Here is a 24,211-nt window from a genome sequence, read left to right on the forward strand (position 1 = left end):
TCCGCCCGCCCGCCGTTTTGTCGTCTGGCTTCGCGCCGTCCGGCCGAGCGGGAAAACGGGCGGCGCCGGGCAGGACGGCGCCACCTTGTGATGGGGCAGCGGTCGCTGAGCGCTGCCGCCCGATGCGCTGCCTGGGCCCGCCCGATCATCGCCAGGCTTGCTGTCCAGCCAGCCTGCGGGCTTGCTGGCTAGCGCGTGCCGGGCGCCTTCGCCTGGGCGGGGGCCTCAGTCCATCGCTTCGTAAAGCGGCAAGGTCAGGAACTCCGGGTAGTCCGGAGTCAGCGACATCTTGTCGAAGATGACTGCTGCCCGGTCGTAGCTGGCGGTCTCCTCGCCCTGCGCGCTGACCGTTGCTTTCACCTTGTCGAGTTCCTCGGGAATCATTGCGCGCACCATCTCTGCGGTCACTTTGCGGCCATCGTCGAGAATTCCTCTCGGCGAGACGACCCATTGCCAGACCTGCGAGCGCGAAATTTCAGCCGTCGCCGCGTCTTCCATCAGATTGTGGATCGGCACGCAGCCGTTGCCGGCAAGCCAGCTCCCCAGGTAGTGGATGCCGACATTGACGTTGTTGCGCAAACCGGCCTCGGTGATTGGCTGCGACGGCTGGAAGTTCAGGAAGTCAGCCGCGCTGAAGGTCTCCTCGCGCTGCTTCTCCCACTGATTCGGTCGGTCGCCGAGGACCTTGCGAAATTCTTCGGCGGCGATCTCGACCAGGCCTGGATGGGCAACCCAGCCACCGTCGAAACCGTCGTTGGCGTCGCGCGCCTTGTCGTGGCGGATTCCGGCGAGTGCCTTCTCGTTCGCCACCGGGTCGTTCTTGATTGGGATCAGCGCGCTCATGCCACCCATCGCCGGTGCCCCGCGTTTGTGGCAGACCTTGACCAGCTGCAGCGCATAGCTACGCATGAAAGGTACCTCCATCGTGATGGCGCCCCGGTTGGCCAAACAGAAGTCGGCGTTCTTCTTGAACTTCTTGATGCAGGAAAAAATGTAGTCCCAGCGCCCGGCGTTCAGCCCGGCCGAATGTTCACGCAGCTCGTAGAGGATCTCTTCCATCTCGAAGGTGGCGAGAATCGTTTCGACGAGAACGGTGGCCTTGATCGTACCGCGCGGCAGGCCGATGTGTTCCTGCGCCATGATGAAGATGTCGTTCCACAGGCGCGCCTCGTGATGCGATTCCATCTTCGGCAGGTAGAAATAGGGTCCGGCACCGCGCGCGATTTGCTCCTTCGCATTGTGGAAGAAGACGAGCGCGAAATCGAAGATGCCTCCAGAAACGCGCTGCCCATCGATCGTCACGTGCTTCTCGTCAAGGTGCCAACCGCGCGGGCGAATCTGCAGGGTCGCGATCTGCGGGTTGAGCGAGTACTCCTTTCCTGCCTCGTTGGTGAATGAGAGCTGTCGCCGGATGGCTTTATAGAGGTTGATCTGCCCCTGAATCTGGTTGTCCCATTTCGGGCTGTTCGAGTCCTCGAAGTCCGTCATGTACGAGTCGGCGCCCGAGTTGAAGGCATTGATGATCATCTTCGCTTCGACCGGGCCGGTGATCTCGGTTCGCCGCCGCTCCAATGCCTTCGGCAGCGGCGCGATGCGCCAGTCGCCGTCGCGGATGGCCTGCGTTTCCGGCAGGAAGTCGGGCATTTCGCCGGCATCGATGCGCGCCTGGCGGGCGACGCGAGCCTGCAGGAGCTCCTGCCGGCGAGCTTCGAAGGCGCGGTGCAGTTTGGCGACCAGAGCCAGCGCATCATGGCTCAGAATCGCTTCGTATTCGGGCTTGAGCGGCGCGTTGACGTGCACTCCGGCGGGCAGGTTGAGGCTCATGCGTGGGCTCCTATCGGTAGAGGGGTGGACTGTACGGCTATTCTATTGGACCGCACAAAGGAAGAGAAGGGCGTAGAAAATCAAAGTATTTTTTACTTCTGGTATAGAATGCCTGCGTGGATCAGGTGAAACAGATTCAAGCGTTCGTCAATTCGGCAACCCGCGGCAGTCTCTCTGCTGCGGCAAAGCTGGAGGCGGTGACGCCGGCCGTGATCGGTCGCCGACTCGACGCGCTGGAGATGCGCCTGGGCGTGAAACTGCTGCTGCGCACGACGCGCAAGCTTTCGTTGACCTTCGAGGGGCAGGCCTTTCTCGAAGACTGCCAACGCATACTCAACGACCTGGCGAGCGCTGAAGCGGCTGTTTCGCTCGGCGGGGTACGTGCCACTGGTCATCTGAAGGTGTCGGCGCCGGCGGGTTTCGGGCGGCGCCATGTGGCGCCGCAGGTCGCCCTGTTCATGCAGGCCAATCCGGGCATTACCGTTCGTCTGGATCTCACCGATCGCCTGGTCGATCTGCTGAACGAAGGCGTCGATTGCGCGGTACGCATTGGCGAGATGCCGGATTCGAGCCTGGCGAGCAGCAAGCTCGGCGAGATGCAGCGGGTGGTCGTCGCCAGCCCGGCGTATCTGCAGCTGCATGGCGCGCCGCGTACCCCGGCTGACCTGTCGGCGCACAACTGCCTAGCGCTCGATCAGCAGCGGGGCTGGGCCTTGCGCCAGACACCCGGCGGAGAAGTCACGAATCAAAAGGTCGCAGGAAGCTTCGAGTGCAATGACGGTGCTGTCCTGCACGCCTGGGTGCTGGCGGGAAGAGGTCTCGCCTGGCGGTCGATCTGGGAGGTGGGAGACGATCTCGACAGCGGTCGTCTGGTGGCTTTACTAGAGGACTACGCGCCGCCGCCGGTTGGCATCTACGCTGTTTTTCCGCAGCGCCGGCACTTGCCGCTGCGGGTGAGACTGTTCATCGATCAGTTGAAGACGATCTTCGGCAAGCCCGAGTACTGGGGGAGTGGCAAGTAGGCGAGAGCCCGCCCGAACGGGCGCCTTGCGTGCCAAATTCCGCCTGACAGGGGCGAGCCACTGGCCGTTGGCCGGTCGGCAAACACTTGCCCAGCGTCTGGCTTTATCCGCCGGCACGGTCATTTGGCTATGGCGCTGGCTTTTCTGGCCGCACGGAGCAAGGCTTTGCGGGCTTTCTCGGCGCGGATGTGGGCGAGCGCCTGGGCTCGATTGCACTCCTTGCAGTACGAGTGGAGGCCGTCGGAACTGCGGGAGTTCTTGTGGAAATCAAGCACAGATTTCTCCTGCTTGCACTTGACACACACTTTGGTCTCTTTTGTATTCATGGCAGTTGTTCGCTGGGGTGGGTAGTTGTGAACATGAAGCTCATCAGTGTTGTTTCTGGTTTTGGCAAGGCCATTTGTATTTTCTATCCTTGAATCCTACGCCAGCACCTTAGGCGATAGGACACCGTGTTTTGGAGACTCTTCGTCCCGGCTCGCCCGGCGTTTCGCCAGCGAACCCGCGTCAGCTTTCGTTCGCGCTGTTACAGGCATGAATTGTTGACCTAATTCGGTCGAAGGCAAGTGACGTGCGTCACGCTTTACATTAGGTTGTTTGAGCGCAAGGCAGGTGGTACGGCGGTTCGCCGACGAGCCACCGGGCGTGGCTTCTTGGGCCAGCGAGAGCGCTACCCTCGGCGCGCGGCAACCGGGAGACTCGATCCGCCCGGTATTTTGGCGGTTCGCCGAACTCCGGTTGAATTCGCCGAGTTGATCGCGTCTGAGCAGTTTGTTAATCTGTTACGTCGGCAATCCAGCCTCGCATAGTGCGGGAAGATGATGAGTGATGTTTGGTGGGTTCTCGCCTGGGCGGCGATGATTTGCGGTCTGCTGGGCGTCTTCCTGCCGCTGGTGCCGGGTATTCCGCTTCTTTTTGGGGGAATGTTGCTGGCCGCGTGGCTTGATGATTTCACGCGCATCTCGTCGTTCACCGTGCTGGTTCTCGCCTTGGTCGCGCTGGCTGCGTGGTTGTTCGAATTGCTCGCCTCGGTCTGGGGCGTCAAACGCGTCGGGGCCAGTGGGCTGGCCATCGCCGGTGCAGGAATCGGTGCGGCGATCGGAATTTTCGCTGGTTTGCCCGGGCTCATCCTCGGCCCGGTGGTCGGCGCGATCTGTGGCGAGTACTTGGCGCGCCGTGACGAAGGCCGCGCTGTGCGCGCCGGAGCAGCCGCTGGAATCGGCTTCATCGTCGCCGCTGTCGGCAAGGTGGCGTTTGCCGTGGCTATGGCGGCCGTGTTTGCCTTCGCGTGGTTCGTCTAGCGTCCGGCCTCCGTTCAGAGGATTCGGGCGGCAGCCGATGCCTGGAGCACGGCTGGCTGTAGCGCGTCGCGCTTAGCGCTGGCCAGCCGGAGGTCCAGCCCAGGCAGGCGAAGCCGCCTGAACCGGGAGCTGAAGCCGGCGTGCCGCATCCAGGCTGGTCACTGCGTGTTCGACGACGCCGATCAGCGGCGCGTCCAGCCTGTTGCGCAAGGTCGTCAGGTTCTCGTCGAAACGCGACATCGCCGGGTCGATCCGGTTTGCCACCCAGCCCGCCAGCGTCAGGCCGCGAGCGTTAATGGCCTGGGCCGTCAATAGGGCATGGTTGATGCACCCAAGCCGCATGCCGACGACCAGGATCAGCGGCAAGCCGAGCACCGCCGCCAGGTCGGTGGTATCGGTCGATTCATCGAGCGGCACGCAGAAGCCGCCGACACCTTCGACGACGATTGCGTCGGCCATTGTCCGCAGCTTGGCGAAACAGGCGCCGATCCGTTGGATGTCAATCGCCTGCCCTTCTTCGCGTGCCGCAATGTGCGGCGCAATGGCGGCGCGTAAGGCGTAGGGGTTGACCAGTTCGCGCGCCGGGTGGAATGACGAAGCGGCGAGCAGCCGCTCGACATCGTCGTTGCGCCCTTGCGCGTCGCAACCCGCTGCCACCGGCTTCATGGCGATCGCCGTCAGCCCTTGTTGGCGCAGGGCGTGCAACAGCGCACAGGCAACGAATGTCTTGCCGATTTCCGTATCGGTACCGGTGATGAACCAGGCGGCTTGGCTGTTCATGTGCGTGCGTAGGCCAGAATTACGTCATAACGCGCGGGCAAGCCGGCGACCGTGCGATGCCGTTCGTAGGCTGACTGCACCTGCTGCCACGCCTTTCGTCCGAGCATGCCGCGCCGTCCGTCGTCACCCACCGAATTGGCTCCGATCTCCTTGACTGCCCGCAGCAGCGAGCGCAAGTCGCCATAGTGCAGCTGAACTGCTTCTCGCTCCACCCTGATCGCCGAAAAGCCAGCCTGCACCAAGGCCTCGCCGACGGCTTGCGGCTCGCTGAAGCCGAGTGTATGCCGATAGCTGTCGACGCCGACAAAGGCCTCGCGCAATTCGCGAAACGTTTCCGGGCCGAGTGTGCTCAACGCCACTTCGCCGCCAGGCTGCAGGACGCGTCGCGCTTCGGCAAGCGCAAGCCGCAGGTCGCACCACTGCACGGTCAGACTTGACCACCAGAGGGCGAAGCGCTGATCCGCGAAAGGCAGTGCCTCGATGTCGGCAGCGACACAAACGGCGGCCTCGTGGCGGGCAATGCTCAGCATCCTCGGGGCGAAGTCGACCCCGACGATTGCCGCAGCCGGCCAGCGCTTGTGCAGAAGGCGGGCGCCAAAACCCGTGCCGCATCCGGCATCCAGGATACTGGCGGGGGCAGAGCGTGGCGTGCAGCCGGCCAGCAGGCGTTCGCAGACGCGGCGCTGGAGGACGGCGGCCGCATCGTAGGACGCGGCGCTGCGATCGAAGGATTCGCGCACGCGCCGCTTAGGCGGCACTTGCGCGTTGGCAGAAATCGACGACATGACGGACGAAACGTTCGCCGTTGGCGAGAAAGGGCGCGTGCCCGGCCGCTGGGAAGACCTCGAGGCGGGCGCGTGGCAGCATGCGCTCCTGCCACTGTGCAGCGGCGAGCGGGTTGAGCGGGTCATTTGCTCCGTGCAACAGCAGACAGGGCTGGCACAGGTCACGCATTTTCTGGCGCAGATCGACTTCGCGCAGCCAGTCGAGTCCCCGCCGCAGAGTGCTCGCTGCGGGCGTCGGTGACTCGCGCAGGGCAAGCAGGAGCGCTCGCGTGAGCTGGCGGGGGTCGTCTTCTCCTTGGCTGATCAGCGCGGCAAAGCGCTGCAGCGTCTGCTCGGGCTGATCTTGCACCTGGCTCGCAAAGCGGTCGAGCAGTTCTGCGCTTTGCGCTGCCGGCCAGTCCTCGTCGCACGTGAAGCGCGGCGTGCCGCCAACCAGAATCAAGGCGGCGACTCGCTCAGGGCATGACAAGGCGGCGCGTATCGCGAGCGACGCCCCGAGCGACCAGGCGCAGAGCGTGACCCCTGCGGGCAGTGATTCGATCAGGCGCTGGGCAGTTTGTGCGAAGTCCTTACCGTCGTCGGGCTGCGACCCGTATCCCGGCAGGTCGAGCACGTGCACCCGGCAACCGCGCGCCAGTGGGTCGACCAGTGGCTGCCAGACGTAGGCGCCAATTCCCCAGCCGTGGAGCAGTGCAAGCTCGGGGCCGCTCCCGCGAATCAGCCGCATGCCAAGTCACGCAGGTTGTCCACCAGCAAGCCGACTTGTTCGCTGCTGTGTGCCGCGCTCAGCGAAATGCGTAGGCGCGCCGTCCCCGGCGGTACCGTTGGTGGGCGGATCGCCGGCACCCAGAGGCCGCGTTCGTAGAGGGCATCGGCCAGCGCAACGGTAGTCTGGTTGTCGCCGACGACGACTGGCTGGATGGCGCTCGCCGAGGGCAGCAGGCGCCAGCGCGTGCCGGCCAGACCATCACGCAATTGCGCCGTCAGCCGCCAAAGGTGCTGGCGCAGGGCGTCGCCGCGAGCAATCAGATCGAGGCTGGCGGACAGTGCGACCGCGATCAGCGGGCTGGCCGCGGTGGTGAAGATGTAGGTCCTGGCGCGCTGCATCAGCCAGGCGATGACCCGCTCGTCGCCGGCGACGAAGGCGCCAGCAGCCCCTGCTGCCTTGCCGAGCGTGCCCATGTAGAGCAGGCGGCGCGCGGCAGGCAGAGCGAAATGCGCCAAGCTACCGCGCCCGCGCGGACCGAGCACGCCGAAACCGTGCGCGTCGTCGACGACGAGCCAGGCATCATAGCGTTCGGCGAGCGCAAGCAAGCCGGGCAGGGGTGCCAGATCGCCATCCATGCTGAACACGGCATCGGTCAGGATGAGTTTGCGTTTGGCCTGGCTGTTCGCCAGCAAACGTTCCAGTGCCGCCAAGTCGCAGTGCGGATAACGCTGGTGGTCGGCGCGCGCGAGTTGTGCGGCATCGATCAGCGACGCATGGTTCAAACGGTCGGCGAAAACCGCATCAGCGCGCCCAAGCAGAGCCGGAACAATGCCCAGGTTAGCCATGTAACCGGTCGAGAAGAGCAGCGCTCGGGGAAAACCGACGAAGTCGGCAAGCTTGGCTTCAAGTTCCGCGTGCGGCGTCAGGTGACCGCTGACCAGGTGCGATGCACCGCTGCCGACGCCCCAGGCACGCGCGCCGGTGCAGGCTGCCTCGATCAGCGCCGGGTGAGCGCTCAGCCCGAGATAGTCATTGCTGCAGAAGCTGATCAGCGTGCGGCCGTCCACTCTGGCGAGCGGTCCACACGGCCCCTCGAGCGTGCGTCGCCGACGCTGCAGGCCGTCGCGCTGCAGGCGGTCGAGTTCTTGCTCGAGTTCCTCCCAGATCATCGCATCAGCGCGTCCTCAAGCGCAGCGATCGCCCGTTCGACAAGGAAATCGCATTCGCTGCGGCTGATCACGTAGGGCGGCATGAAGTAGACCGTGTTGCCGATCGGCCGCAGAAGGATCTCGCGCGCCAGCGCAGCGCGGTAGAAGCGCAGCGCGAAAGCCGGATCGTCGGTCAGCACATCGAAGGCCGCGATCATGCCGCGCTGGCGCAAGCAGCGCACGCGCGGGTGATCGGCGAGCGGGCTCAGGCGCGTACCGAGATGCTCGGCAAGCGCACGGTTGTTGGCGATCACCGCATGTTCGGCAAAAAGATCGAGCGTCGCCAGAGCAGCTCGGCAGGCGAGCGCGTTGCCGGTATACGAGTGCGAATGCAGGAAGCCACGGCTGATCGTGTCGTCGTAGAAGCTCTGATAGACGTCGTCGGTCGTCAGGACGACCGAGAGCGGCAGGTAACCGCCGGATATCCCCTTCGACAAACAGACAAAATCGGGCCGGATCGCGGCTTGCTCGTGAGCGAAAAAACTCCCCGTGCGACCGCAACCGACAGCGATTTCGTCGCAGATCAGGTGCACCTCGTAGCGATCGCAGAGCTGGCGGGCCAGGCGCAGGTATTCCGGGTCGTACATGACCATTCCGCTGGCGCACTGGACGAGTGGCTCGACGATCAACGCAGCGATCTTCTCGTGTTCGCGGGCGAGGCGAAGCTCGAGGTCAGCGGCGGCGCGCCGGGCGACATCGCGCGCACTCTCGCCGCTTTCGGCCAGGCGCGCGTCGGGGCTGGCGACAGTCGCTGCCGAGCGCAGCAACGGCGCGTAGGCGTCCTTGAACAAGGCGACATCGGTTACCGCCAGGGCTCCGACGGTTTCTCCGTGGTAGCCGCCGGCCAGGCAAAGGAAATCCTGCTTTGCCTCGCGGCCTCGGTTGCGCCACGAATGGAACGACATCTTGAGTGCGATCTCGGTCGCCGACGCCCCATCCGAAGCGTAGAAGCAATGGCCGAGCTTACCCTCAGTGAGCGCCGACAGGCGTTCGGAAAGTTCGATCACCGGGCGATGCGTGAAGCCGGCGAGCATCAGATGCTCCAGCTCGTCGAGCTGCGCGCGCAATGCGGCATTGATCTGCGGGTTGCAGTGGCCAAACAGGTTAACCCACCAGGAGCTGATACCGTCCAGGTAACGCCTGCCTTCGAAGTCGATCAGCCAGACCCCCTGGCCACGGGCAATCGGGACCAGTGGCAGCGCCAGACCGTCCAGCGCGTGCTGCTTCATCTGGGTGCACGGGTGCCAGACGGCGGCCAGGCTGCGCTGCAGCAGAAGCTCGTTGTTGCTCATCCGGGGCGCGCCGTGTATCAGTGCAAGGTTTGCGACGGCAGACTGGCCTCTTCCGGCATCTCGGCGTGAACCGTATCGCCGTCCACATTCGGGTAGAGCGGCGCGCCGCAGTCGTCACAGAACTCGTAGGGGAACTGCTGGTCGAGAACAAGGATTTCGGTCAGGCCTGCCTTGCGCAGCGCCGCCTCGATCTCGCCGGGAACATCGTTGTTGTCATCTTCGACGCTGAGCAGTGGCCAGACGACTCCGTGATAGATGGAGTCGCCGTCGACCGGCCCAAAACCGATCCGGTACTCCTCGAGTCTTTGTTCATGGAAGCCACCGACCACCGCACGCAGGGTTTCCGGCGCCTGCCCCAGGGTGGCCTGCAGAAAAGCGACAGAAGCATGCAGCGAATACGGCCGCGAGGCGCTGTCCGCCGCTCGACAAGCCGAATGATAAGCGTCGGCGAGCAGTGGTTGGTACGCGCAGCCGGTCAGCAAGGGCTCCAGGCAGGGTCCGCCTTGCCGCACCCATTCCTTCAGCGCCGCCTCTCGGGTGCTCTTGTCGGCCTCGTTCCAGCGGAACAGGGGCATCGCGCGCGGTACGGCCAGCGCACCGAGGATGTAGCGCGTGTCCGAGAGGAAACGATTGGTCTGCGGCATCGACGATGCTTCTACGCTGAAATCCTCGCCGGCGAGTGCGGCGGCGCCGATCCTGTGCATCAGTTGCCAGGTGTCGACAAAGCTGTGTGGCAACTGATCCGGGCTGTACAGATAGTCGGCAAGGGCCAGCCGGGCGCCCACCGCGAGGACGTGGGCACCAAGCTGAACCTTGATTGTCTGCAACGCTTGTCTGGGTATGGTTGCCGTCGGAATCGAGAAGCGCGACCAGCTCAGGATGGGCACGGCAAAGAGCAGGATGTCGGTTTCCTGCCCACGGTCCATCAGTGTGCATGACTCGGCGTGCGCCTCTATGACGTCAGCCAGGTCGTCGTGGGCCATCGGGTGCGTATCGAACAGACGGTCCAGCGCGGCAGTCAGGTCATCCTCAGCAGCATCGCGAAATAACCGGCAGACGAGCTCGCCCAGGCGGTTCTGCCAGAAGTCGTCCTCGAGCTTGCCGCCGGATTCGGCAAGGCCGATGGCGAGGCGGCTCAGCTCTGCTGCGTCGGCCGAAATTCGCTTGCGGGAAGAGAAGCGGTTGCGTTTCATCGTTGAAGGCCTGTGAGACGGTCAATCGGACATTGTACCAAGCGGAGCCATACGGGGGGCCGCAGCACATGGCGTCCCGTTGCGGCCTGAACTTCGTCCGATCCTGATGGCGTGAGCGAGGCGGCCTGACTGACGACGGTCGCCTGGCACCAGGACACGCCGTTATCGCCCGTCTGCTGCGAGTCGTTCGCCGGCCAGTCGCTCGACCTGCCGCGCTTGCACTACCCCTACCTCAGGCGACGCGTAGTTCGGCCAAGGATGCGAACACGCGGTCATCGCCGATGTCCGGCGTGATAATCAACTCGAGGGTATCCGTGCCGGGCAGTTCAACCTGATGCTCTTCCCTTTCACACGTCGAGCCGTTGGGGTCGAAATTCCATTGCTGGCGTACGATCTCGCGGAACGATTGGCCGTGGTCCGCCGAATAGCGCAGGACGTACTCCTGTGTCCGTCGGCTGGCGAGCTCGACGAAGCGCAAGCGAATTCGCGTCAGATTACGGGCGGGTGCGAAGAGCAGCCGTATCGTCTGCCGCCCGGGTGTGGCGGCGCGCCAACCGTCGGTGCTGCCGGGCACCAGCGCGGCTTCGATCGGGTGGAAGACATCTTCGGAACTCAGCTCGGCTTCCGCCACATCTTCGAGGTCGAGCCACCCGCCATCGCTGGTCGGCAGGATCGCTGCCGGAGCGGAAAGAAATCGCTTGCGCATTTGTGTCTCGCCTCGCTGCCAAGTGGGGGCTGCGTCGCCGCCGATTCAGCTGGCGGCTTCGCCAAGCCGTTGAGCGACTTCCTGTTCGGCCAGCGCCCAGTAGTGCGTCGAACAATTGCGGAAACCGTCTTTCTCGGCAATGAAGTAGGCCGCCGACTCGGTCATCCGGTAGCGCTCTTCCGGACTCGGCATGTTCGCCGCAGGCGCATCAGCGCCAGCCTCGGCTTGAGGTTCGCCGACGATCGGGCTGGCCGACTCGCTCAGCACTGGAGCAGCCTTTTTTGCCGGGGCTTTCCTTTCCGCCCCGACGGCAGCGGTCTTGCGGGTGGTGGTCTTGCTCGGCGTGGGCTGGCTGGCGACGCTGTCGCTCGCTGGAGCCTTTCTGGCCGATGTTCTCCTGCTCGTCGTCTTCTCTTCCATCGTGCGCTGTTCCTGTTTGTCTGGTGTTCGTGTCGACGTTCGCTGGGCGCCTGGAAAGATGCCTTGAACGTCTGCCGGATATTTGAGCAGAATAGGAAAATCAAGCCTTGTGGTCAAGGACATTCGTCTTGGCGGGCGTCCTGTTTGCGCTCCAGCAATGGTTTGGCGCGCATGTGCTGGTCAGCGTTTGTGACGCAAATGAGACAGATCGTGCGTTGTCGGGGCGTTGAGCGCGGGAAGCCTTGCTCGTCAGCCGAGCGTCTGTCAGAATCTGTTTCCAGCGCCCGGGTGGTGTTCGTTCTGGCCAGCCCGCGGCGGGCCGTCTTTAGACTTTCCGTTTGCTAACTATTGGAGAAGTCCTCATGCAAAAGAAGCTCATCGCGTTGACCATTGCTGGTCTCGCTTCGGGAACTGCCGCCGCGCAAACTAACGTCACCGTTTATGGCGTTGCCGATGTGGGCTATGTTTATAGCGCAGGTGATGCCGGCAGAAACGGTCTGGGCGTCAGAATTCCCGGTACGAACAAGTTCAGTGGGCTTGCCGGTGGTGGCGTCACGGCAGGCAACCGTCTCGGCTTCAAGGGCGAAGAGGCGCTCGGAAATGGGCTGAAGGCGGTGTTTACGCTGGAGTATGCCCTGGAGTTGGACAAGAACGCGGGCGTCGGGAGCACCGGCGGGCTGAACGCGCGGCAGCAGTTTGTTGGGCTGCAAAGCCAGTTGGGTACGGTAGCCTTGGGGCGGCAGTACGCTCCGGGCTTTGATGCGACGGCGAACAACGATGCGCTGGAAGCGACCGATATGAGCATCCAGTCGAACTTCAGCGTCTATGCGGGCAACACGATCACGCCAAACAGCCCATCGCGCTATAACAATTCAATCTCCTACACCAGCGCGAACCTGTCCGGCCTGACGCTGAAGGCCATCTACGGCTTCGGCGAAAATGCAGTGGGTGGCTTGAACAACACGAGCACCAGCGACAACGGCCTGCTTGGCCTGGGCGTCAACTATGCGCGCGGTCCGCTCAACCTCGACGCCGTCTATCACAGCCGGCAAAACGTCACCGTTGGCTATCCGAACCCGGCCGGACTCGGCAAGGACATCAACGAATGGTATCTCGGCGGTAGTTGGGACTTCCAGTTCGTCAAGGCCTACGCCAGCTACCAGGCACTGGATAACAAGAACGCCACGACCCTGGGCATTGACGACAACACGCTGTGGACCGTCGGGATCAGCGTGCCGGTGTTCAAGTCGGGCGTGATCGGTTTGAGCTACGGCAAACTGTCGATCGATCGGAAGAACGCGCCGGATGGCGCGAGCACCGGCTGGGGCGCGATGTATACCCATTCGCTGTCCAAGCGGACGGCTGTTTATGTCGCCTACACCTTCATCGACAACGACCGCAATTCGATCGCGATTCAGACCCAGGTGGCCAATGGCGGTGCAGGAATTGGCGCGGTCGGCGAGAGCAACTATACGCTGGGTACTGGTATCCGACATTCCTTCTGATCAGGGTTCGGCAGGTGCAGCAGGGACGGGCGCTTCGGCGCCCGTTTTGCTTTGGCCAGTCCTGGCCCTTGCGTCGCAGGCGTTTCGCTGACGCGGTCCTCCGCTCCGCGTCTCGTGCGTTGTAAGCTTGAGAGGATGGCACGGTCATCCGCGCCGACGCTTCGACCTTGAAACGTCGGCACAGCCCATGAAAGGAGTGTTCTCGGATGAAAGCAAAGCTTGTCGCTGTCGTGCTTGCGTGCGCCGCCGCATCGGTTGCGGCGCAGGTTTCCGTTTCGGTAGGTGGCGCAGGCGGCGTCAATGTGAATACGGGGGGCGCCGATGGGGTGAGCGTCAATACGGGCAAGGCGGCGTCGGGGGCAAGGATGAACGGTGCCTACGTCAATCCCGGCACGACTTCTTCGTCGATCAAGCATTCGCCGGGGACCAGAGTCACCACCAGCAAAGACGACGACAGCGAGGCAAGCGGGATCAGTGTAGTCAACGGGAATGTCACCATCGACGGGGTCAAGGTGCCACCGTCAGCAACGCGCTGGACCGGCAAGGACGGGACGAAGTACCGGATCAAACGCTCGGGTAAGGGCAACGTCAGCGTCGAGGAGATCGACGACTAGGCGGCAAACAGTTCGTCACGCTCGCTCGTCCACAGGCTGGTCGTCGCCTTTGGCCGATCGTCCAGCCGCGCGGTACTCGCGCCACGCACTCCAACTGAAGACCAGCAGACCGCACCAGATCAGCCCGAAGCTGAGCAGGCGGGCCGCCTGCAGCGCTTCGCCAAAGACCCAGATCGCGATCACGAACTGCAGGGTCGGATTGATATACATCAACATCCCGAGGGTGACCAGGTCGAGTCTCTGGGCCGCCGCGGAAAAGGATAGCAGGGGCAGTGCGGTCAGCGCCCCGGCGCCGACCAGCAGACACATCGTCGTCAGATCGTGCCCGGTAAAGACGAAATGGGCGTGTTCCGCTTGCCAAAGCGCATATAGGACGCAGAATGGCAGCATGGCCAGCGTTTCCAGCCAGAGGCCCGAGACGACATCGACCGGCAGTTGTTTGCGCACCAGTCCGTACGTGCCGAAGGTTCCGGCGAGGACCAGCGATACCCAGGGCAGCCTGCCGAGCCAGACGATCTCGTTGGCGATTGCGGCTAGTGCCAGAGCGACCGAGATCCACTTCAGGCGAGTCAATCGCTCGCGCAGGACGAGCAGACCGAGCACGACGTTGACCAGCGGCGTGAGGAAGTAACCAAGGCTGGAGGCGATGACCTGCTGGTTCGCTACCGCCCAGAGAAATACCAGCCAGTTGCTGCCGATCAGGAGCGCTGCTACAGCAAGCATCAGAACCTGTCGTCTTGTCCCGAACACGGTCAGGATCTTGCGCCAATCGCGCCGTAGTGTGAGCAGCACAGCGACGAAAGCGCAGGCCCAGACGGCGCGATTGCTCAGGATGTCAAGCGGCGGGACGTGCGACAACTGGCGAAAAAAGAGCGGAAAGAATCCCCACATCCCGTAGGCGAGCAGCCCGAAGCCGACTCCGGCGACCTGCGGATTGCCGCTCATTCGCTCAGGGCGCGAGCCACTGCCGGCGGTCGGAAGAAGCTGTGGCAGTTGGCAAGATTTGTTGTAGGCTAGGCTGCTCGGAGCGGGCTGCGCTTCTGGCGCGCGTCCTGCTCTGGCCGCTGGTGCAGTGCGAGAAGCTGCTTGAAATCATCAACGACGAGGAGAAGCGGACATGTGTTCGGAGAATCAGATTCAGATTGCGACGCTCGGCGGAGGGTGTTTCTGGTGCATCGAGGCTGTCTTCGAACAACTGATCGGCGTTGAATCCGTGGTTTCCGGCTACTGCGGTGGCGATGTCGACCAGCCGACCTACGCGGCCGTCTGCTCGGGCACGACGGGGCACGCCGAGGTGGTTCAACTGAGCTTCGACCCGGCGCAATGCAGCTACCGTCAGATCCTGGATGTCTTCTTCGCGATTCATGATCCGACGACGCCTGACCGGCAAGGCAACGACGTGGGCACGCAGTACCGCTCGGTGATCTTCTATCATTCGCCCGAGCAGCGCGAAGTCGCTGCCCAGGTGATCGTCGAGCTGAGCCGGCAGGGTTTGTGGCCAGCGCCGATGGTCACGCAGGTGCTGCCCGCACCACGCTTCTTCCCGGCCGAATCGTACCACCAAGGCTACTTTCGGAAGAACCCGGGCCAAGGCTATTGCCAATTCGTCGTCAGTCCGAAGCTGGCAAAGTTTCGCAAGCGGTTTGCCGGTCGCCTGAAGGCGAATCGATGAAGTCGCGCAGATCGCGAATGAAGCGCTCGCGCTGCCATTGGTGCGGCGAGTGGTCGGTGTCCTCGTAAACGTGCAGCACGGCGTTGGCAATCCGGCTCTTGACATAGTGCGCCGTTTCGCTGCGGTAATAGTTGCTCGCCCCACCATAGACCAGCAGGGCGGGAATGTCGATGCGGTCCAGTGTTGCGCGGTAGTCCGCTTCGGTCAGGCTTTGCCAGCAGGCGATCAGCGGCGCCGGATCCTGTTCGCGCAGCCATTTGCGCGCCTTGTCCAGGCTCTGCGGATGGTCGCGATACTTTTCGCGAGCGCGTTGGTTGAGGCCCATACCACCCAGACGAAGGACGGACTCGGCAAAATCGCTCGCCAGGTGGCGGAGGAAGGTTGTCGAGCGTTCGCGGTCGAAATCGCCGTATATTCCGTTCAACCAGCTGTCGTCGGTGAGCAGCTTGGGCGACTGGTCGATGATGCACACTTTGCGCAGGTTGCGGCAGCCGTTCTCCATGATGTACTGCCACAGGGTCAGAGCGCCTAAAGAATGCCCAACCGCAATCACCTGGTCGAGCTGGTAGTGATCGAACAGGTTGCGCAGGTCGCGCGCCATTCGCTGCACCGTGGGTACGGTGTCGCAGAGCAGGCGATGGCCGCCATGACCGCGTGCATCCCAGCGATAAACGCGATAGTCGGATGTCAGTTGTTCGAGGAAGGGTGCCCACTCGCGGTGGCTGGCGGTCCAGCCGTGCAACATGACGATCGGCGGACCGTCACCGGAAATTTTGACGTGGATCCTTTCTCCATCGTCAGCCACGAAGTGCGTCATCGGATAAGGCAGCGAGAGGATTGCAGCGCGGGTGCGCAGGGAGGAACACCCCCTATGATACGCTGCTAAGGCGCCGTAGGACGCTCAGCCCTGAGCGATCCGGCGGAAAAAGGCGCGCCGAGACGATTCGGATTTCTTGCTCAAAGACGCCGCTGCGGAGCGGCGCACGCCTGGCGGTGGTGCAAACATGGCCGCAAGGGCGGCCAGGGCCGCGGCGCGCGCTGCCGTCTGCGACGGGAACTCGCTGGGTGGGGCAAAGAGCGGACAGTACTGGAACTTCGGAATCTCTGCGGCAGGATCATGGTCGGCGATGAATTCGAGCGGTCCAATCGGGAATTCGAGCAAACAGCGTTCGCCGCGCGGTCGATCGGACCACAGAGTTCCGCCGCCAGGAAGGACGAAAAGATTGATGAACCAGGGTGTGATGACGGCTCCGATCCAGTCGCCAGCGGGAGTCTGCGCTGCCGGCGTGCTGCGCGCGTCAGGCGGTGTAGCGGCCGGGCCTGTCGTTGTCGAGTCGTCGGGCTGCCAGCGATGAAAACCCAGTGCCTCGACCGACAGCGCGGCGTTGACGAAAGGCATTTCGTGCATCGTCTCGAACCAGATGCGACGATACATCGTGGTCAGGCGAGGTGCTGGGTCTTCGCCGATGATGCCGGTCACTGGTGGTAGTTCGTCGCGCACTGCAGGTTGGCGAAAGCCGCTGCTCACGTTTCCCTCCTCCTTGCCGGATCTCGGCTCGTCAGGTCAGTGAAATGCAAGGCAGGATCGTAGTCGCCGGCGAGCTCTGCGGCGAGTGCGGCGAGTGCGTCTTCGATCAGGGCGCGCTCGCCATCGGCGACGACTTCGCGCGCCAGACCCAGCGCGACCAGAACCCAGGTGCCGACGGCTTGCGGTCCGATGAGCATCATGTTTGCTCGCTCGCGGCGGAGAGTGCCGTGCTCGTGCCGCTCGACGATGGCGAAATGACCATTGTCGTCCGCTTGCGCGACGACTTGCATGGGTAGGGACAGACACATTTCAGCTCGTCAGCGCCGCACAGCGCGGTGCTGGGTGGACGCCGAGCACGCCGAGTTCAGCGACGATCAGACGAAGGAGTTCGGGCATCGCTGCCTCGATTATCGGTGTGAGCTCCATGCCGAGCGCCAGCGACTGTGGCTGCAAGCCGAGAATCGCGGTGTAGCGCGGAGCGCGCGCGAGCAACTCCAGCGTTGCCAGGACATCGCACAGGCCGATCTGGTGGGGCGAGAGTTTTGTCCTGAAGAACACCGGCACTTGCTCACCCACCAGACGGATCAACGTGCCGGGTTCTCGGCTGGCACGGATCGCGTCGACGACGATCAAGGCGTCCAGATCCTCCAGTTCTTCGAGCATTTCCATGCCGCAGGTCCCGGCGTCGAGCAATTCGATGCACGCCGGGAGGCAATAGGCATGCGGCAGGCGCTCGATGGCGCGGACGCCCAGCCCCTCGTCACCGAGGAGGATGTTACCGGCACCGAGAACGACGATACGCACCCTCTGGCTCCTCGGTCACTGTCGTGCTGGCTCTGAAAATGGCGCGGTGCCCGCTGTCTGCTTGCGTCTGAGTGCTAGCATCAGGTGGGCTCCACCCTCACAATCGGCTGCGTTTCCTGGTCGACGACATGCACGGCGCAGGCGATGCACGGGTCGAACGAGTGCACGGTGCGCAGCACTTCAAGCGGTTGTTCCGGATTGGCCACCGGCGTTCCCACCAGGCAGGCCTCGTACGCACCTGGTTCGTCCTTTTCGTTGCGCGGTGCGGCATTCCAGGTCGTCGGAACGACACACTGGTAGTTCTTGATCTTGCCGTCGGCGATAACGATCCAGTGCGAGAGAACGCCGCGCGGGGCTTCGTGTACGCCGAAGCCGGCGATCTCTCCCCGCGGGAAAGTCGGCTTGTTGAAGGTTTTCAGATCACCCTTCGCCATGTTCGCCAGCAACAGGTCCCATTGGGTGGCCAGTTGGTCGACGGCCACGCTACAGGCGACGGCGCGCGCCGCGTGGCGACCGATCGTCGAATGCAGCGCTTCCAGACCGACCTTGGTCTTGGCGACCGTCGACACCAGGTCGAGCGCGTGCGTAGCGTAGTCGATCGTCGGCTGGTGCTGCGCGGCGACCATCGCCAGGACGCGCGACAAGGGGCCGACCTGCATCGGCTTGTCGTAGAAGGTAGGCGATTTCAGCCAGGAGTACTTGCCGTCGTCCTGAAAATCGGTGTACTGCGGCCGCGTTTCACCCTGGTGCGGATGCAGCGGACCCTTGCCCCCCTGGTACCACGAGTGCTTCACCGATTCAGCAACCCCGTCCCTAAAGTAGGCGTCGCCATGGCTCTTGATCTCCTTGAAGCTGGCCAGATCGCCGTTGGCAATGTGTCCGCCGGGTAGCGCGAAGCGAGTGTTCTTCCCGTCGAGCGGGATGTCGGGCACCGACAGGTAATCGACGAATCCGCGGCCGATCGCCGTCCATTCCGGGTACGAGCCGCCGACGACCGCGACGTCGATCAGGTAGACGTTCTTGACGAAGTCGGCCAACTGGTCGATCCAGGTCTTGACCGCCAACAAGCGTTCGACCGACAGCACCGACTGCGCGTCGACGGCCAGCGCATTGGCCACCCCGCCGACCGCGACGTTCTGGATGTGCGGCGTTTTCGAGCCCAGGATGCTGACGATCTTGTTCGCGTGCCGTTGCACTTCGAGCGCTTGCAGGTAGTGCGCGGCGGCGATCAGGTTGATCTCGGGCGGCAGTTTCATCGCCGGATGGCCCCAGTAGCCATTCGTGAAGATGCCGAGCTGGCCGGTACCGACGAAGCCGCTCAGCCGATCCTTGACTTTGGTGAACTCTGCCTTGCTGTTGCCCGACCAGGTCGACAGGCTCTCGGCCAGGCTTGCTGCCTTGCCAGGGTCGGCGCGCAGCGCGCTGGTCACGTCCACCCAATCGAGCGCCGAGAGGTGGTAGAAATGCACGATGTGGTCATGCACTGCATGCGCCAGGATGATCATGTTGCGGATGTACTGCGCGTTGACCGGCAATTCGAGCTGCAGCGCGTTCTCCACCGCGCGTACGGAAGCGATCGCATGCACCGTCGTGCATACGCCGCAGATGCGCTGGGTGATGGCCCACGCGTCGCGCGGATCACGACCAATCAGTATGTTTTCCACGCCGCGCCACATCTGACCGGAAGCCCAGGCTTTCCTGACCTTGCCACCATCGACTTCGACGTCAACACGCAAATGGCCTTCGATACGGGTTACCGGATCAATCGTCACTCTTTGCGACATGCTGGTCTCCTGGAAAGCGCGTCAGGCCTGCGCGGCGCGGGCTGGCACGGGTTCGCGCGGCAGCACCGGGAAGCGGCGGGTGATGTAGATGTAGCCGAAAACCTCGGCGGCGAAGATCCCGAGGGTGACCAGCAACTCGGCTACCGAAGGGAAGTAGCTCCAGCCAGGCCCTGTATCGAAAGCGATCAGGAAGCCGTTCAGGCGCAGCAGAATTCCGCTGAGCATGACGGCGATACCGGCAAGGAACAGGCGCGCCGGATTGCGCCGCGCCTCGACGCTGCCAATGAGCAAGAAAGGCGCGATGAAACAGGCGTTTTCGACCCAGAAGCTGAGCGCAACGTAATTCGGCTGGAAAGCAAGCGCGAAGGCATCGCGCCAGATGACGTCGGCAAAACGGACGAGCAGGTAGAAGGCCATCGTGCCCAGCATGACTCGCGCCATCGGGTTCAGCAGGTGCAACTCGATCTGCCGGCGATAGGCTGAGGCGGCGACGCACGACTCGAAGAGGACGACGCCGTAGCCGAGGATGATCGCCGAGAGGAGATAGATCAGCGGCTGCAGCGGTGTCTGCCAGAGCGGGTTGACCTGTCCGCCCATGACGACCAGCATCGTACCCAGCGACGCCTGATGCATCATCGGCAGAACGATGCCAAGCGCGATGAAGACGAAGAGCACCTTGTTCAGTTTCTGGCGCGCTTCGCGCATGCCGAGCTTCTCGAGGAACACCGGCGAGAACTCGATCCACATGACGATGATGTACAGTGTGATGCACGCGGCGACTTCGAACATCACCGAGTTGACGTTGAAATACGCGGGCCAGAAGATGTGCCAGAAGTTCCACCAGCGGCCGAGATCGACGGTGATCGCGGCGCCGGCGAGCGTATAGCCGAAGAGGCTGCCGAGCAGCGCCGGCCGGACGAGCGGATGATACTGTCCCTGGTTGAAGATATAGACCAGCAGGGCGACCGAGAAACCGCCGCAGGCAAGTGCCGAGCCGATGAAGACATCACCGACGACCCACAAACCCCACGAATAGCCGTCGTTCAGGTTGGTCACCGAGGCGAGGCCGAAAAACATGCGAACGACGATGATCGCCGCCATGACCGTCATCAGGACACCGCAGATCAGCGTCGTGGCGCCAAACAGGCTGCCACCGACGGGTGCCGGCGGCGCAGGGTGTAGCGTACTCATCGGCCTTCTCCTCCCGGCGCTTCGGGCGGCGCCTCACCGGCGCGACTGACGTTGCGCTTGGCGACGTAAGTCATCGCGCCGAGGACGGCGAAAGGCATCAGCAGTCCGCCGTAAAGCGTGTGCTGAATGGTCTCCGAGGTCGACGCCGATGACTTGGGTGAGAGGTACGGCATGCCGACCTTCTCGAAATCGACCGCCGAGAGCTTGAGGACCTGTGTTCCGCCATACTCGGTTTCGCCGTAGACGTGCTGCTTGTAGTTTCCAACGTAGCCCTCATAGCTTTGATCAGGGCCGCCATTCAGGTTGCCGCGTGGGTAAATGGTCAGGCTGCCCGGCTTGAGCGCCAGGCGGCGCTTGGCTTCGGCCAACAGGTCGCTGGTTCGCCCGTAAAGCGTGGCGCCCGTCGGACAGACTTCGGCGCAGGCCGAATAGTGGCCGTTCTGGTAGCGATGGCGGCACAATTCGCACTTGCCGATCTTGCCGGTCGGCGAGTCGTACTGGTACTTCGGGATGCCGAACGGACAGGCGACCACGCAATAGCGGCAGCCGACGCAGGCGTCGGCGTCATAAGCGACGATACCCGTCGTCGGATCCTTGGTCATCGCCGTTACCGGGCACGCCGAGACGCACGACGGATCGGCACAGTGCATGCACGAGGTCTTCATGAAGGCGTAGCCGTTTTCTTCGGCGTCCTTCGTCTGCATCGTTCCGTGGCGGTACATCTTGATGATGTTGAAGGTGTAGCCGCTGGTGTCGAGCGGCGTATCCCACAGCTTGTCGACGGTCGAAAACTCAGGCGGGTTGTCGTTGGCGCGTTTGCAGGCGGCGACGCAGGCCTTGCAGCCGATGCATAGCGTCGCGTCGTAGAGCAGACCGAGCGCTTCCGGCGGACGCTGGTAGGTTTCGCGGGCGGCTGCCGGGCGGCTCGTCGTCGCAGCGGCGAGTGCCGCCCCGCCGGCTGCCAGGCAACCACGGATGAACTCGCGCCGGTTGCCGACGGGCGCGGTTGAGGCAGATCTATCGTTGTCCATTGCCAAGCTCCGTCTTGCTGGCGGCTGCGCGTTCTGCCTCCTCCAGCTTGTGCGAGAGGCCGAGATTGCGCGCCACCATGGCTGTACCGCCGGCGGCAGCGCCGGCAACCGCGGCCAGAATGGCGGCCGAAGCCAGCGTTGCGCCGCTTCCCTTCTCTTCGACGATGCGCGGATACTGCTGCGGCGGCTCGGCGTTCTTCACCTTGGCCAGCATGTGAATCGGCTTGCTGAAGCCGATTCCCTGCTCGGTGCAGCCGATGCAGGGGTGGCCGCAGCCTACCGGCCAGGTTCCCGCGCCGGCGTCGCCGAACAGGATCGTCGGACAATTGGCGTAGGTTTCCGGCCCCTTGCAACCGAGTTTGTACAGACAGTAGCCCTTGCGATGACCTTCGTCGCCGAACTCCATGGCAAAACGTCCGGCGTCGAAGTGCGCACGCCGCTCGCAGTTCTCATGCACCAGGCGCGAGTAGGCGAATTTCGGCCGACCCAGCTCATCGACCGGCGGCAGGCTGCCGAAAGTCAGGAAGTGGACGACCGTCGACAGGAAGTTGTAGGGGTTCGGCGGGCAGCCGGGGATTGTCACCACCGGCTTGCCGAGCACGGCAGCGACGCCGGCGGCGCCGGTCGGATTGGGGTCGGTCGACGGCATGCCGCCCCAACTGGCGCACGAGCCGATGGCGATGACTGCAGCGGCATCGGCGGCGCATTCCTTGGTCAGTTCGACTGCCGTGCGCCCGCCCACCTTGCAGTAGATTCCCCCATCCCGCGTCGGAATAGCGCCTTCGACCACCAGCACGTAGCGCCCCTTGTTCTCGCTCATTGCCGTCTTGCGCGCCTGCTCGACCTGATGCCCGGCGGCAGCAAACAGCGTTTCGTGGTAATCGAGCGAGATCACGTCGAGGATCAGCCGCTCCAGCGTCGGGTGCTCGGCGCGCAACATCGACTCCGTGCAGCCCGTGCATTCCTGGAAATGCAGCCAGATCACCGAGGGTCGCTTCTGCGTCGCAATCGCTTCGGCCACAGCAGCATCGGCGCCCTGCGGCAAGCCAAGGCTCGCCGCCATGCCGGTACAGAACTGGAGGAACTCGCGCCGCGACAGCCCGAGCCGCTCGCTTGCTGCCGTAACGACCCGGCTTCCCTGCAGTTTCAGCAGGCTTGTGTTTGCCATCCTTCCCTCCCCCTCCTGATGCGCTCGACCGTCGGTCGGGACGTTGCCGTTTCGGCTCGACGACAGGGCGCGCTCCTTGTCGTGACCTCTGCGCACACAAGAAGCGTGCCAGAGCGGAAAACGTCAATAAAAGAGCGTGCTATGACGAGACCATGAAAGTCGCAGGAATAGATTGCTTAGCGATTGTGCGACAAAATGGAAACCTTGTTTCCAGTCGGCACCTCGTCGGCTGCTCTGGCTTGCGTTGCAGCGCAGTCTCCTGGCAGTGCTGAAGCTCCGGCACAATCAACTCCGTTGGCCGTCAGCGCCCAGGCCAAGCTTGGCGCATGCGCCTGTGCGGCGAGGAGTTTCCTATTGACCTTCGGGATCGAATCCGGGAGGTCGTCATGTCTCGTGCGCGAGCACGGGGTACACGCTGCCTGCGGCAGGTCGTGGCGAATGCTCCCTTCCTCACCTGGGCGGGCGAGCGCGTGCCCAATCTCGCCTCGCGCATGCTCGGATTCGTCGAGTCGGCGCTCCGCGACCTCTACACGGGCATCGGCAAGCCCGAGTTCTTGAAGGACCTCGGCAGCGATGTCGGGCGGCGCCGGCGGACCCAGGAAGATCGTTACGTCCATACCCTCACGCACGGCCGTATCGAATTTCTGCAAGGACGCTATCACGATTGAGCGGCTTTGCGCCGCGGCGCGAAATCTCGCGCGCCGCGGCTGTCGACGCGACGCAAGGCTTGCGCGTCCGCCGCGAGCGTTGTAGCCTTAGTCCAGTAAGTTAATCCATATGAGGTGGTCAATGGCAGTGATCGTCAACGTACACGAAGCGAAGACTCAGTTCTCCCGGCTGCTGGAGCAGGCCCATGCGGGGCAGGAGATCATCCTCGCCAAGGCCGGCCAGCCTTATGCGCGGATGGTGCCGCTGGCGCAGCAGGCAGGCGGGCGGCGGCCCGGCCGCCTCGATGGACAGGTCGGGCCGGAATTCTTCGAGCCCCTGCCGGAAAGCGAACTGGCGGCCTGGGAAGGCCGATGAAGCTGCTGCTCGACACCCACGCCTTGCTCTGGTGGTGGACCGACGACCCGCAGCTTTCCTCCCGCGCCCGGTCCTGCATCCAGAACGAAGGCAATCTGGTTCTGGTCAGCGCGGCCAGTGCCTGGGAAATCGCCACCAAGTTCCGCCTCGGCAAGCTGGCGGGGGCCGGTGCGGCAGCCGAGCGCTTCCATGAACTGGTGGAGGCCGACGGCTTTACGCACTTGCCGGTGAGCTACTTGCACGCTCTGCGCGCAGGGGCTTATCGGCTGGAGCACCGGGATCCTTTCGACCGGGTACTGGCCGCCCAAGCCGAACTGGAATCCGCCAGCCTGGTCACGCGCGATCCGGTTTTCGGTTTGTTTGGCACGCGGGTCGTCTGGTAACGCAGCCAAGGGCTGGCTGCCAGAGCGCCGCTTAAGCCAGCCCTGATCTCTTCGCAGTTTATCCCTCAAGGCGTAGCAGACCGCTGCGGCGACAGGGTGAAATTGTCCTTCGGGCTAATAGCTGAAGAATCTGTTGCTTAGGGGCAGCCTATGGACATCGGATGAAGAAGTCTGTATAAAGGGTAGATGGCAGCGGAACTTGACGCGTTGCGTGTGCGCCCTATCGAGAAGAGCGAAGAGGTTCGCTATCGGGAGTTGATGGCGCAGC

At 63.5% G+C, this 24,211-nt stretch carries 27 protein-coding genes; 9 read left to right on the forward strand and 18 right to left on the reverse strand.

Going from position 1 to position 24,211, the window contains the following annotated elements; genetic code table 11:
- Positions 1-225 precede the first annotated feature (225 nt).
- On the reverse strand, positions 226-1,824 hold the full coding sequence (aceB, locus tag Q1L59_RS11215; protein ID WP_300332221.1) for a malate synthase A: 1,599 nt from the start codon (positions 1,822-1,824) through the stop codon (positions 226-228).
- 116 nt (positions 1,825-1,940) lie between these two features.
- Between aceB and Q1L59_RS11220 the strand changes: the two genes are divergently transcribed.
- From Q1L59_RS11220 to Q1L59_RS11230, 3 genes are all read left to right on the forward strand, one after another.
- Entirely contained in the window at positions 1,941-2,846 is a 906-nt protein-coding gene (locus Q1L59_RS11220; protein ID WP_300332223.1) for a LysR family transcriptional regulator, read from the forward strand.
- A gap of 86 nt (positions 2,847-2,932) precedes the next feature.
- Positions 2,933-3,265, forward strand: coding sequence for a hypothetical protein (locus tag Q1L59_RS11225; RefSeq protein WP_300332224.1), 333 nt, complete (start codon positions 2,933-2,935; stop codon positions 3,263-3,265).
- A gap of 399 nt (positions 3,266-3,664) precedes the next feature.
- On the forward strand, positions 3,665-4,147 hold the full coding sequence (locus Q1L59_RS11230; protein WP_300332226.1) for a DUF456 family protein: 483 nt from the start codon (positions 3,665-3,667) through the stop codon (positions 4,145-4,147).
- Positions 4,148-4,219: 72 nt separating this feature from the next.
- On the opposite strand, the gene bioD is transcribed toward Q1L59_RS11230, so the two are convergent.
- From bioD to Q1L59_RS11270, 8 genes are all read right to left on the reverse strand, one after another.
- Complete coding sequence (gene bioD / locus Q1L59_RS11235; protein ID WP_300332227.1) at positions 4,220-4,927, reverse strand: dethiobiotin synthase; 708 nt, start codon at positions 4,925-4,927, stop codon at positions 4,220-4,222.
- Positions 4,924-5,712, reverse strand: a complete 789-nt coding sequence (bioC, locus tag Q1L59_RS11240) for a malonyl-ACP O-methyltransferase BioC (protein WP_300332229.1) — start codon at positions 5,710-5,712, stop codon at positions 4,924-4,926. Before bioC ends, bioD begins: the two co-directional genes overlap by 4 nt.
- The gene (locus tag Q1L59_RS11245) at positions 5,675-6,439 is read right to left on the reverse strand and encodes an alpha/beta fold hydrolase (RefSeq protein WP_300332231.1); all 765 of its coding nucleotides are present in this window, start codon (positions 6,437-6,439) and stop codon (positions 5,675-5,677) included. The genes bioC and Q1L59_RS11245 overlap by 38 nt, the downstream gene beginning before the upstream one ends.
- Complete coding sequence (gene bioF / locus Q1L59_RS11250) at positions 6,430-7,590, reverse strand: 8-amino-7-oxononanoate synthase (RefSeq protein ID WP_300332232.1); 1,161 nt, start codon at positions 7,588-7,590, stop codon at positions 6,430-6,432. Before bioF ends, Q1L59_RS11245 begins: the two co-directional genes overlap by 10 nt.
- The gene (gene bioA, locus Q1L59_RS11255) at positions 7,587-8,921 is read right to left on the reverse strand and encodes an adenosylmethionine--8-amino-7-oxononanoate transaminase (protein WP_300332234.1); all 1,335 of its coding nucleotides are present in this window, start codon (positions 8,919-8,921) and stop codon (positions 7,587-7,589) included. Before bioA ends, bioF begins: the two co-directional genes overlap by 4 nt.
- Before the next feature lie 17 nt (positions 8,922-8,938).
- A complete protein-coding gene (locus Q1L59_RS11260) occupies positions 8,939-10,114 on the reverse strand; it encodes a DUF2863 family protein (RefSeq protein ID WP_300332236.1) in 1,176 nt (391 codons plus the stop codon).
- Positions 10,115-10,346: 232 nt separating this feature from the next.
- Positions 10,347-10,820, reverse strand: a complete 474-nt coding sequence (locus Q1L59_RS11265; protein ID WP_300332238.1) for a carbohydrate-binding protein — start codon at positions 10,818-10,820, stop codon at positions 10,347-10,349.
- A gap of 45 nt (positions 10,821-10,865) precedes the next feature.
- Positions 10,866-11,240, reverse strand: a complete 375-nt coding sequence (locus Q1L59_RS11270) for a DUF2934 domain-containing protein (RefSeq protein ID WP_300332240.1) — start codon at positions 11,238-11,240, stop codon at positions 10,866-10,868.
- 362 nt (positions 11,241-11,602) lie between these two features.
- Here Q1L59_RS11270 and Q1L59_RS11275 point away from each other — a divergent pair, with 362 nt between their 5' ends.
- Both Q1L59_RS11275 and Q1L59_RS11280 read left to right on the forward strand, forming a co-directional pair.
- Positions 11,603-12,745 carry a porin gene (locus tag Q1L59_RS11275; RefSeq protein WP_300332241.1) on the forward strand — a complete coding sequence of 381 codons (1,143 nt, stop codon included), beginning with the start codon at positions 11,603-11,605 and terminating at the stop codon, positions 12,743-12,745.
- A gap of 206 nt (positions 12,746-12,951) precedes the next feature.
- The gene (locus Q1L59_RS11280; protein ID WP_300332243.1) at positions 12,952-13,359 is read left to right on the forward strand and encodes a hypothetical protein; all 408 of its coding nucleotides are present in this window, start codon (positions 12,952-12,954) and stop codon (positions 13,357-13,359) included.
- Positions 13,360-13,374: 15 nt separating this feature from the next.
- On the opposite strand, the gene rarD is transcribed toward Q1L59_RS11280, so the two are convergent.
- Positions 13,375-14,304, reverse strand: coding sequence for an EamA family transporter RarD (gene rarD / locus Q1L59_RS11285; protein WP_300332244.1), 930 nt, complete (start codon positions 14,302-14,304; stop codon positions 13,375-13,377).
- Positions 14,305-14,476: 172 nt separating this feature from the next.
- Between rarD and msrA the strand changes: the two genes are divergently transcribed.
- Entirely contained in the window at positions 14,477-15,031 is a 555-nt protein-coding gene (msrA, locus tag Q1L59_RS11290; protein ID WP_300332246.1) for a peptide-methionine (S)-S-oxide reductase MsrA, read from the forward strand.
- Here msrA and Q1L59_RS11295 read toward each other — a convergent pair.
- From Q1L59_RS11295 to Q1L59_RS11330, 8 genes are all read right to left on the reverse strand, one after another.
- Complete coding sequence (locus Q1L59_RS11295; RefSeq protein ID WP_300332247.1) at positions 14,970-15,836, reverse strand: alpha/beta hydrolase; 867 nt, start codon at positions 15,834-15,836, stop codon at positions 14,970-14,972. The two genes, msrA and Q1L59_RS11295, sit on opposite strands and share 62 nt — an antisense overlap.
- A 96-nt stretch (positions 15,837-15,932) precedes the next feature.
- Complete coding sequence (gene hybE / locus Q1L59_RS11300; protein WP_300332249.1) at positions 15,933-16,559, reverse strand: [NiFe]-hydrogenase assembly chaperone HybE; 627 nt, start codon at positions 16,557-16,559, stop codon at positions 15,933-15,935.
- Positions 16,556-16,867: a HypC/HybG/HupF family hydrogenase formation chaperone gene (locus tag Q1L59_RS11305; protein ID WP_300332250.1), complete on the reverse strand. Its 312-nt coding sequence runs from the start codon at positions 16,865-16,867 to the stop codon at positions 16,556-16,558. The genes hybE and Q1L59_RS11305 overlap by 4 nt, the downstream gene beginning before the upstream one ends.
- Before the next feature lies 1 nt (position 16,868).
- The gene (locus Q1L59_RS11310; RefSeq protein WP_300332252.1) at positions 16,869-17,363 is read right to left on the reverse strand and encodes a HyaD/HybD family hydrogenase maturation endopeptidase; all 495 of its coding nucleotides are present in this window, start codon (positions 17,361-17,363) and stop codon (positions 16,869-16,871) included.
- An 80-nt stretch (positions 17,364-17,443) separates the two neighbouring features.
- Complete coding sequence (locus Q1L59_RS11315) at positions 17,444-19,147, reverse strand: nickel-dependent hydrogenase large subunit (protein ID WP_300332254.1); 1,704 nt, start codon at positions 19,145-19,147, stop codon at positions 17,444-17,446.
- Between the two features lie 21 nt (positions 19,148-19,168).
- Entirely contained in the window at positions 19,169-20,338 is a 1,170-nt protein-coding gene (gene hybB / locus Q1L59_RS11320; protein WP_300332256.1) for a Ni/Fe-hydrogenase cytochrome b subunit, read from the reverse strand.
- A complete protein-coding gene (gene hybA / locus Q1L59_RS11325; RefSeq protein WP_300332258.1) occupies positions 20,335-21,369 on the reverse strand; it encodes a hydrogenase 2 operon protein HybA in 1,035 nt (344 codons plus the stop codon). The genes hybB and hybA overlap by 4 nt, the downstream gene beginning before the upstream one ends.
- Positions 21,356-22,537 carry a hydrogenase small subunit gene (locus tag Q1L59_RS11330; RefSeq protein WP_300332260.1) on the reverse strand — a complete coding sequence of 394 codons (1,182 nt, stop codon included), beginning with the start codon at positions 22,535-22,537 and terminating at the stop codon, positions 21,356-21,358. Before Q1L59_RS11330 ends, hybA begins: the two co-directional genes overlap by 14 nt.
- 386 nt (positions 22,538-22,923) lie before the next feature.
- Here Q1L59_RS11330 and Q1L59_RS11335 point away from each other — a divergent pair, with 386 nt between their 5' ends.
- The 3 genes from Q1L59_RS11335 to Q1L59_RS11345 all read left to right on the forward strand — a co-directional run bounded on the left by Q1L59_RS11335 (position 22,924) and on the right by Q1L59_RS11345 (position 23,943).
- Positions 22,924-23,205 carry a type II toxin-antitoxin system YoeB family toxin gene (locus Q1L59_RS11335; RefSeq protein WP_300332262.1) on the forward strand — a complete coding sequence of 94 codons (282 nt, stop codon included), beginning with the start codon at positions 22,924-22,926 and terminating at the stop codon, positions 23,203-23,205.
- 121 nt (positions 23,206-23,326) lie between these two features.
- The gene (locus Q1L59_RS11340; RefSeq protein WP_300332264.1) at positions 23,327-23,560 is read left to right on the forward strand and encodes a type II toxin-antitoxin system prevent-host-death family antitoxin; all 234 of its coding nucleotides are present in this window, start codon (positions 23,327-23,329) and stop codon (positions 23,558-23,560) included.
- Positions 23,557-23,943, forward strand: a complete 387-nt coding sequence (locus tag Q1L59_RS11345; RefSeq protein WP_300332266.1) for a type II toxin-antitoxin system VapC family toxin — start codon at positions 23,557-23,559, stop codon at positions 23,941-23,943. Before Q1L59_RS11340 ends, Q1L59_RS11345 begins: the two co-directional genes overlap by 4 nt.
- Positions 23,944-24,211: the final 268 nt, after the last annotated feature.

This window comes from Accumulibacter sp., from assembly GCF_029255125.1.
Taxonomy (GTDB): domain Bacteria; phylum Pseudomonadota; class Gammaproteobacteria; order Burkholderiales; family Rhodocyclaceae; genus Accumulibacter.

What these genes read in the sequence shown, in the direction of transcription:
- msrA (WP_300332246.1), top strand. Translation starts at nt 14,477, where the DNA reads ATGTGTTCGGAGAATCAGATTCAGATTGCGACGCTCGGCGGAGGGTGT.
- Q1L59_RS11275 (WP_300332241.1), top strand. Translation starts at nt 11,603, where the DNA reads ATGCAAAAGAAGCTCATCGCGTTGACCATTGCTGGTCTCGCTTCGGGA.
- Q1L59_RS11330 (WP_300332260.1), bottom strand. Translation starts at nt 22,537, where the DNA reads ATGGCAAACACAAGCCTGCTGAAACTGCAGGGAAGCCGGGTCGTTACG.
- Q1L59_RS11245 (WP_300332231.1), bottom strand. Translation starts at nt 6,439, where the DNA reads ATGCGGCTGATTCGCGGGAGCGGCCCCGAGCTTGCACTGCTCCACGGC.
- aceB (WP_300332221.1), bottom strand. Translation starts at nt 1,824, where the DNA reads ATGAGCCTCAACCTGCCCGCCGGAGTGCACGTCAACGCGCCGCTCAAG.
- bioC (WP_300332229.1), bottom strand. Translation starts at nt 5,712, where the DNA reads ATGTCGTCGATTTCTGCCAACGCGCAAGTGCCGCCTAAGCGGCGCGTG.
- bioD (WP_300332227.1), bottom strand. Translation starts at nt 4,927, where the DNA reads ATGAACAGCCAAGCCGCCTGGTTCATCACCGGTACCGATACGGAAATC.
- bioF (WP_300332232.1), bottom strand. Translation starts at nt 7,590, where the DNA reads ATGATCTGGGAGGAACTCGAGCAAGAACTCGACCGCCTGCAGCGCGAC.
- Q1L59_RS11315 (WP_300332254.1), bottom strand. Translation starts at nt 19,147, where the DNA reads ATGTCGCAAAGAGTGACGATTGATCCGGTAACCCGTATCGAAGGCCAT.
- bioA (WP_300332234.1), bottom strand. Translation starts at nt 8,921, where the DNA reads ATGAGCAACAACGAGCTTCTGCTGCAGCGCAGCCTGGCCGCCGTCTGG.
- Q1L59_RS11265 (WP_300332238.1), bottom strand. Translation starts at nt 10,820, where the DNA reads ATGCGCAAGCGATTTCTTTCCGCTCCGGCAGCGATCCTGCCGACCAGC.
- hybB (WP_300332256.1), bottom strand. Translation starts at nt 20,338, where the DNA reads ATGAGTACGCTACACCCTGCGCCGCCGGCACCCGTCGGTGGCAGCCTG.
- Q1L59_RS11345 (WP_300332266.1), top strand. Translation starts at nt 23,557, where the DNA reads ATGAAGCTGCTGCTCGACACCCACGCCTTGCTCTGGTGGTGGACCGAC.
- hybA (WP_300332258.1), bottom strand. Translation starts at nt 21,369, where the DNA reads ATGGACAACGATAGATCTGCCTCAACCGCGCCCGTCGGCAACCGGCGC.
- Q1L59_RS11335 (WP_300332262.1), top strand. Translation starts at nt 22,924, where the DNA reads ATGTCTCGTGCGCGAGCACGGGGTACACGCTGCCTGCGGCAGGTCGTG.
- rarD (WP_300332244.1), bottom strand. Translation starts at nt 14,304, where the DNA reads ATGAGCGGCAATCCGCAGGTCGCCGGAGTCGGCTTCGGGCTGCTCGCC.
- Q1L59_RS11270 (WP_300332240.1), bottom strand. Translation starts at nt 11,240, where the DNA reads ATGGAAGAGAAGACGACGAGCAGGAGAACATCGGCCAGAAAGGCTCCA.
- Q1L59_RS11230 (WP_300332226.1), top strand. Translation starts at nt 3,665, where the DNA reads ATGATGAGTGATGTTTGGTGGGTTCTCGCCTGGGCGGCGATGATTTGC.
- Q1L59_RS11305 (WP_300332250.1), bottom strand. Translation starts at nt 16,867, where the DNA reads ATGTGTCTGTCCCTACCCATGCAAGTCGTCGCGCAAGCGGACGACAAT.
- Q1L59_RS11260 (WP_300332236.1), bottom strand. Translation starts at nt 10,114, where the DNA reads ATGAAACGCAACCGCTTCTCTTCCCGCAAGCGAATTTCGGCCGACGCA.
- Q1L59_RS11280 (WP_300332243.1), top strand. Translation starts at nt 12,952, where the DNA reads ATGAAAGCAAAGCTTGTCGCTGTCGTGCTTGCGTGCGCCGCCGCATCG.
- Q1L59_RS11340 (WP_300332264.1), top strand. Translation starts at nt 23,327, where the DNA reads ATGGCAGTGATCGTCAACGTACACGAAGCGAAGACTCAGTTCTCCCGG.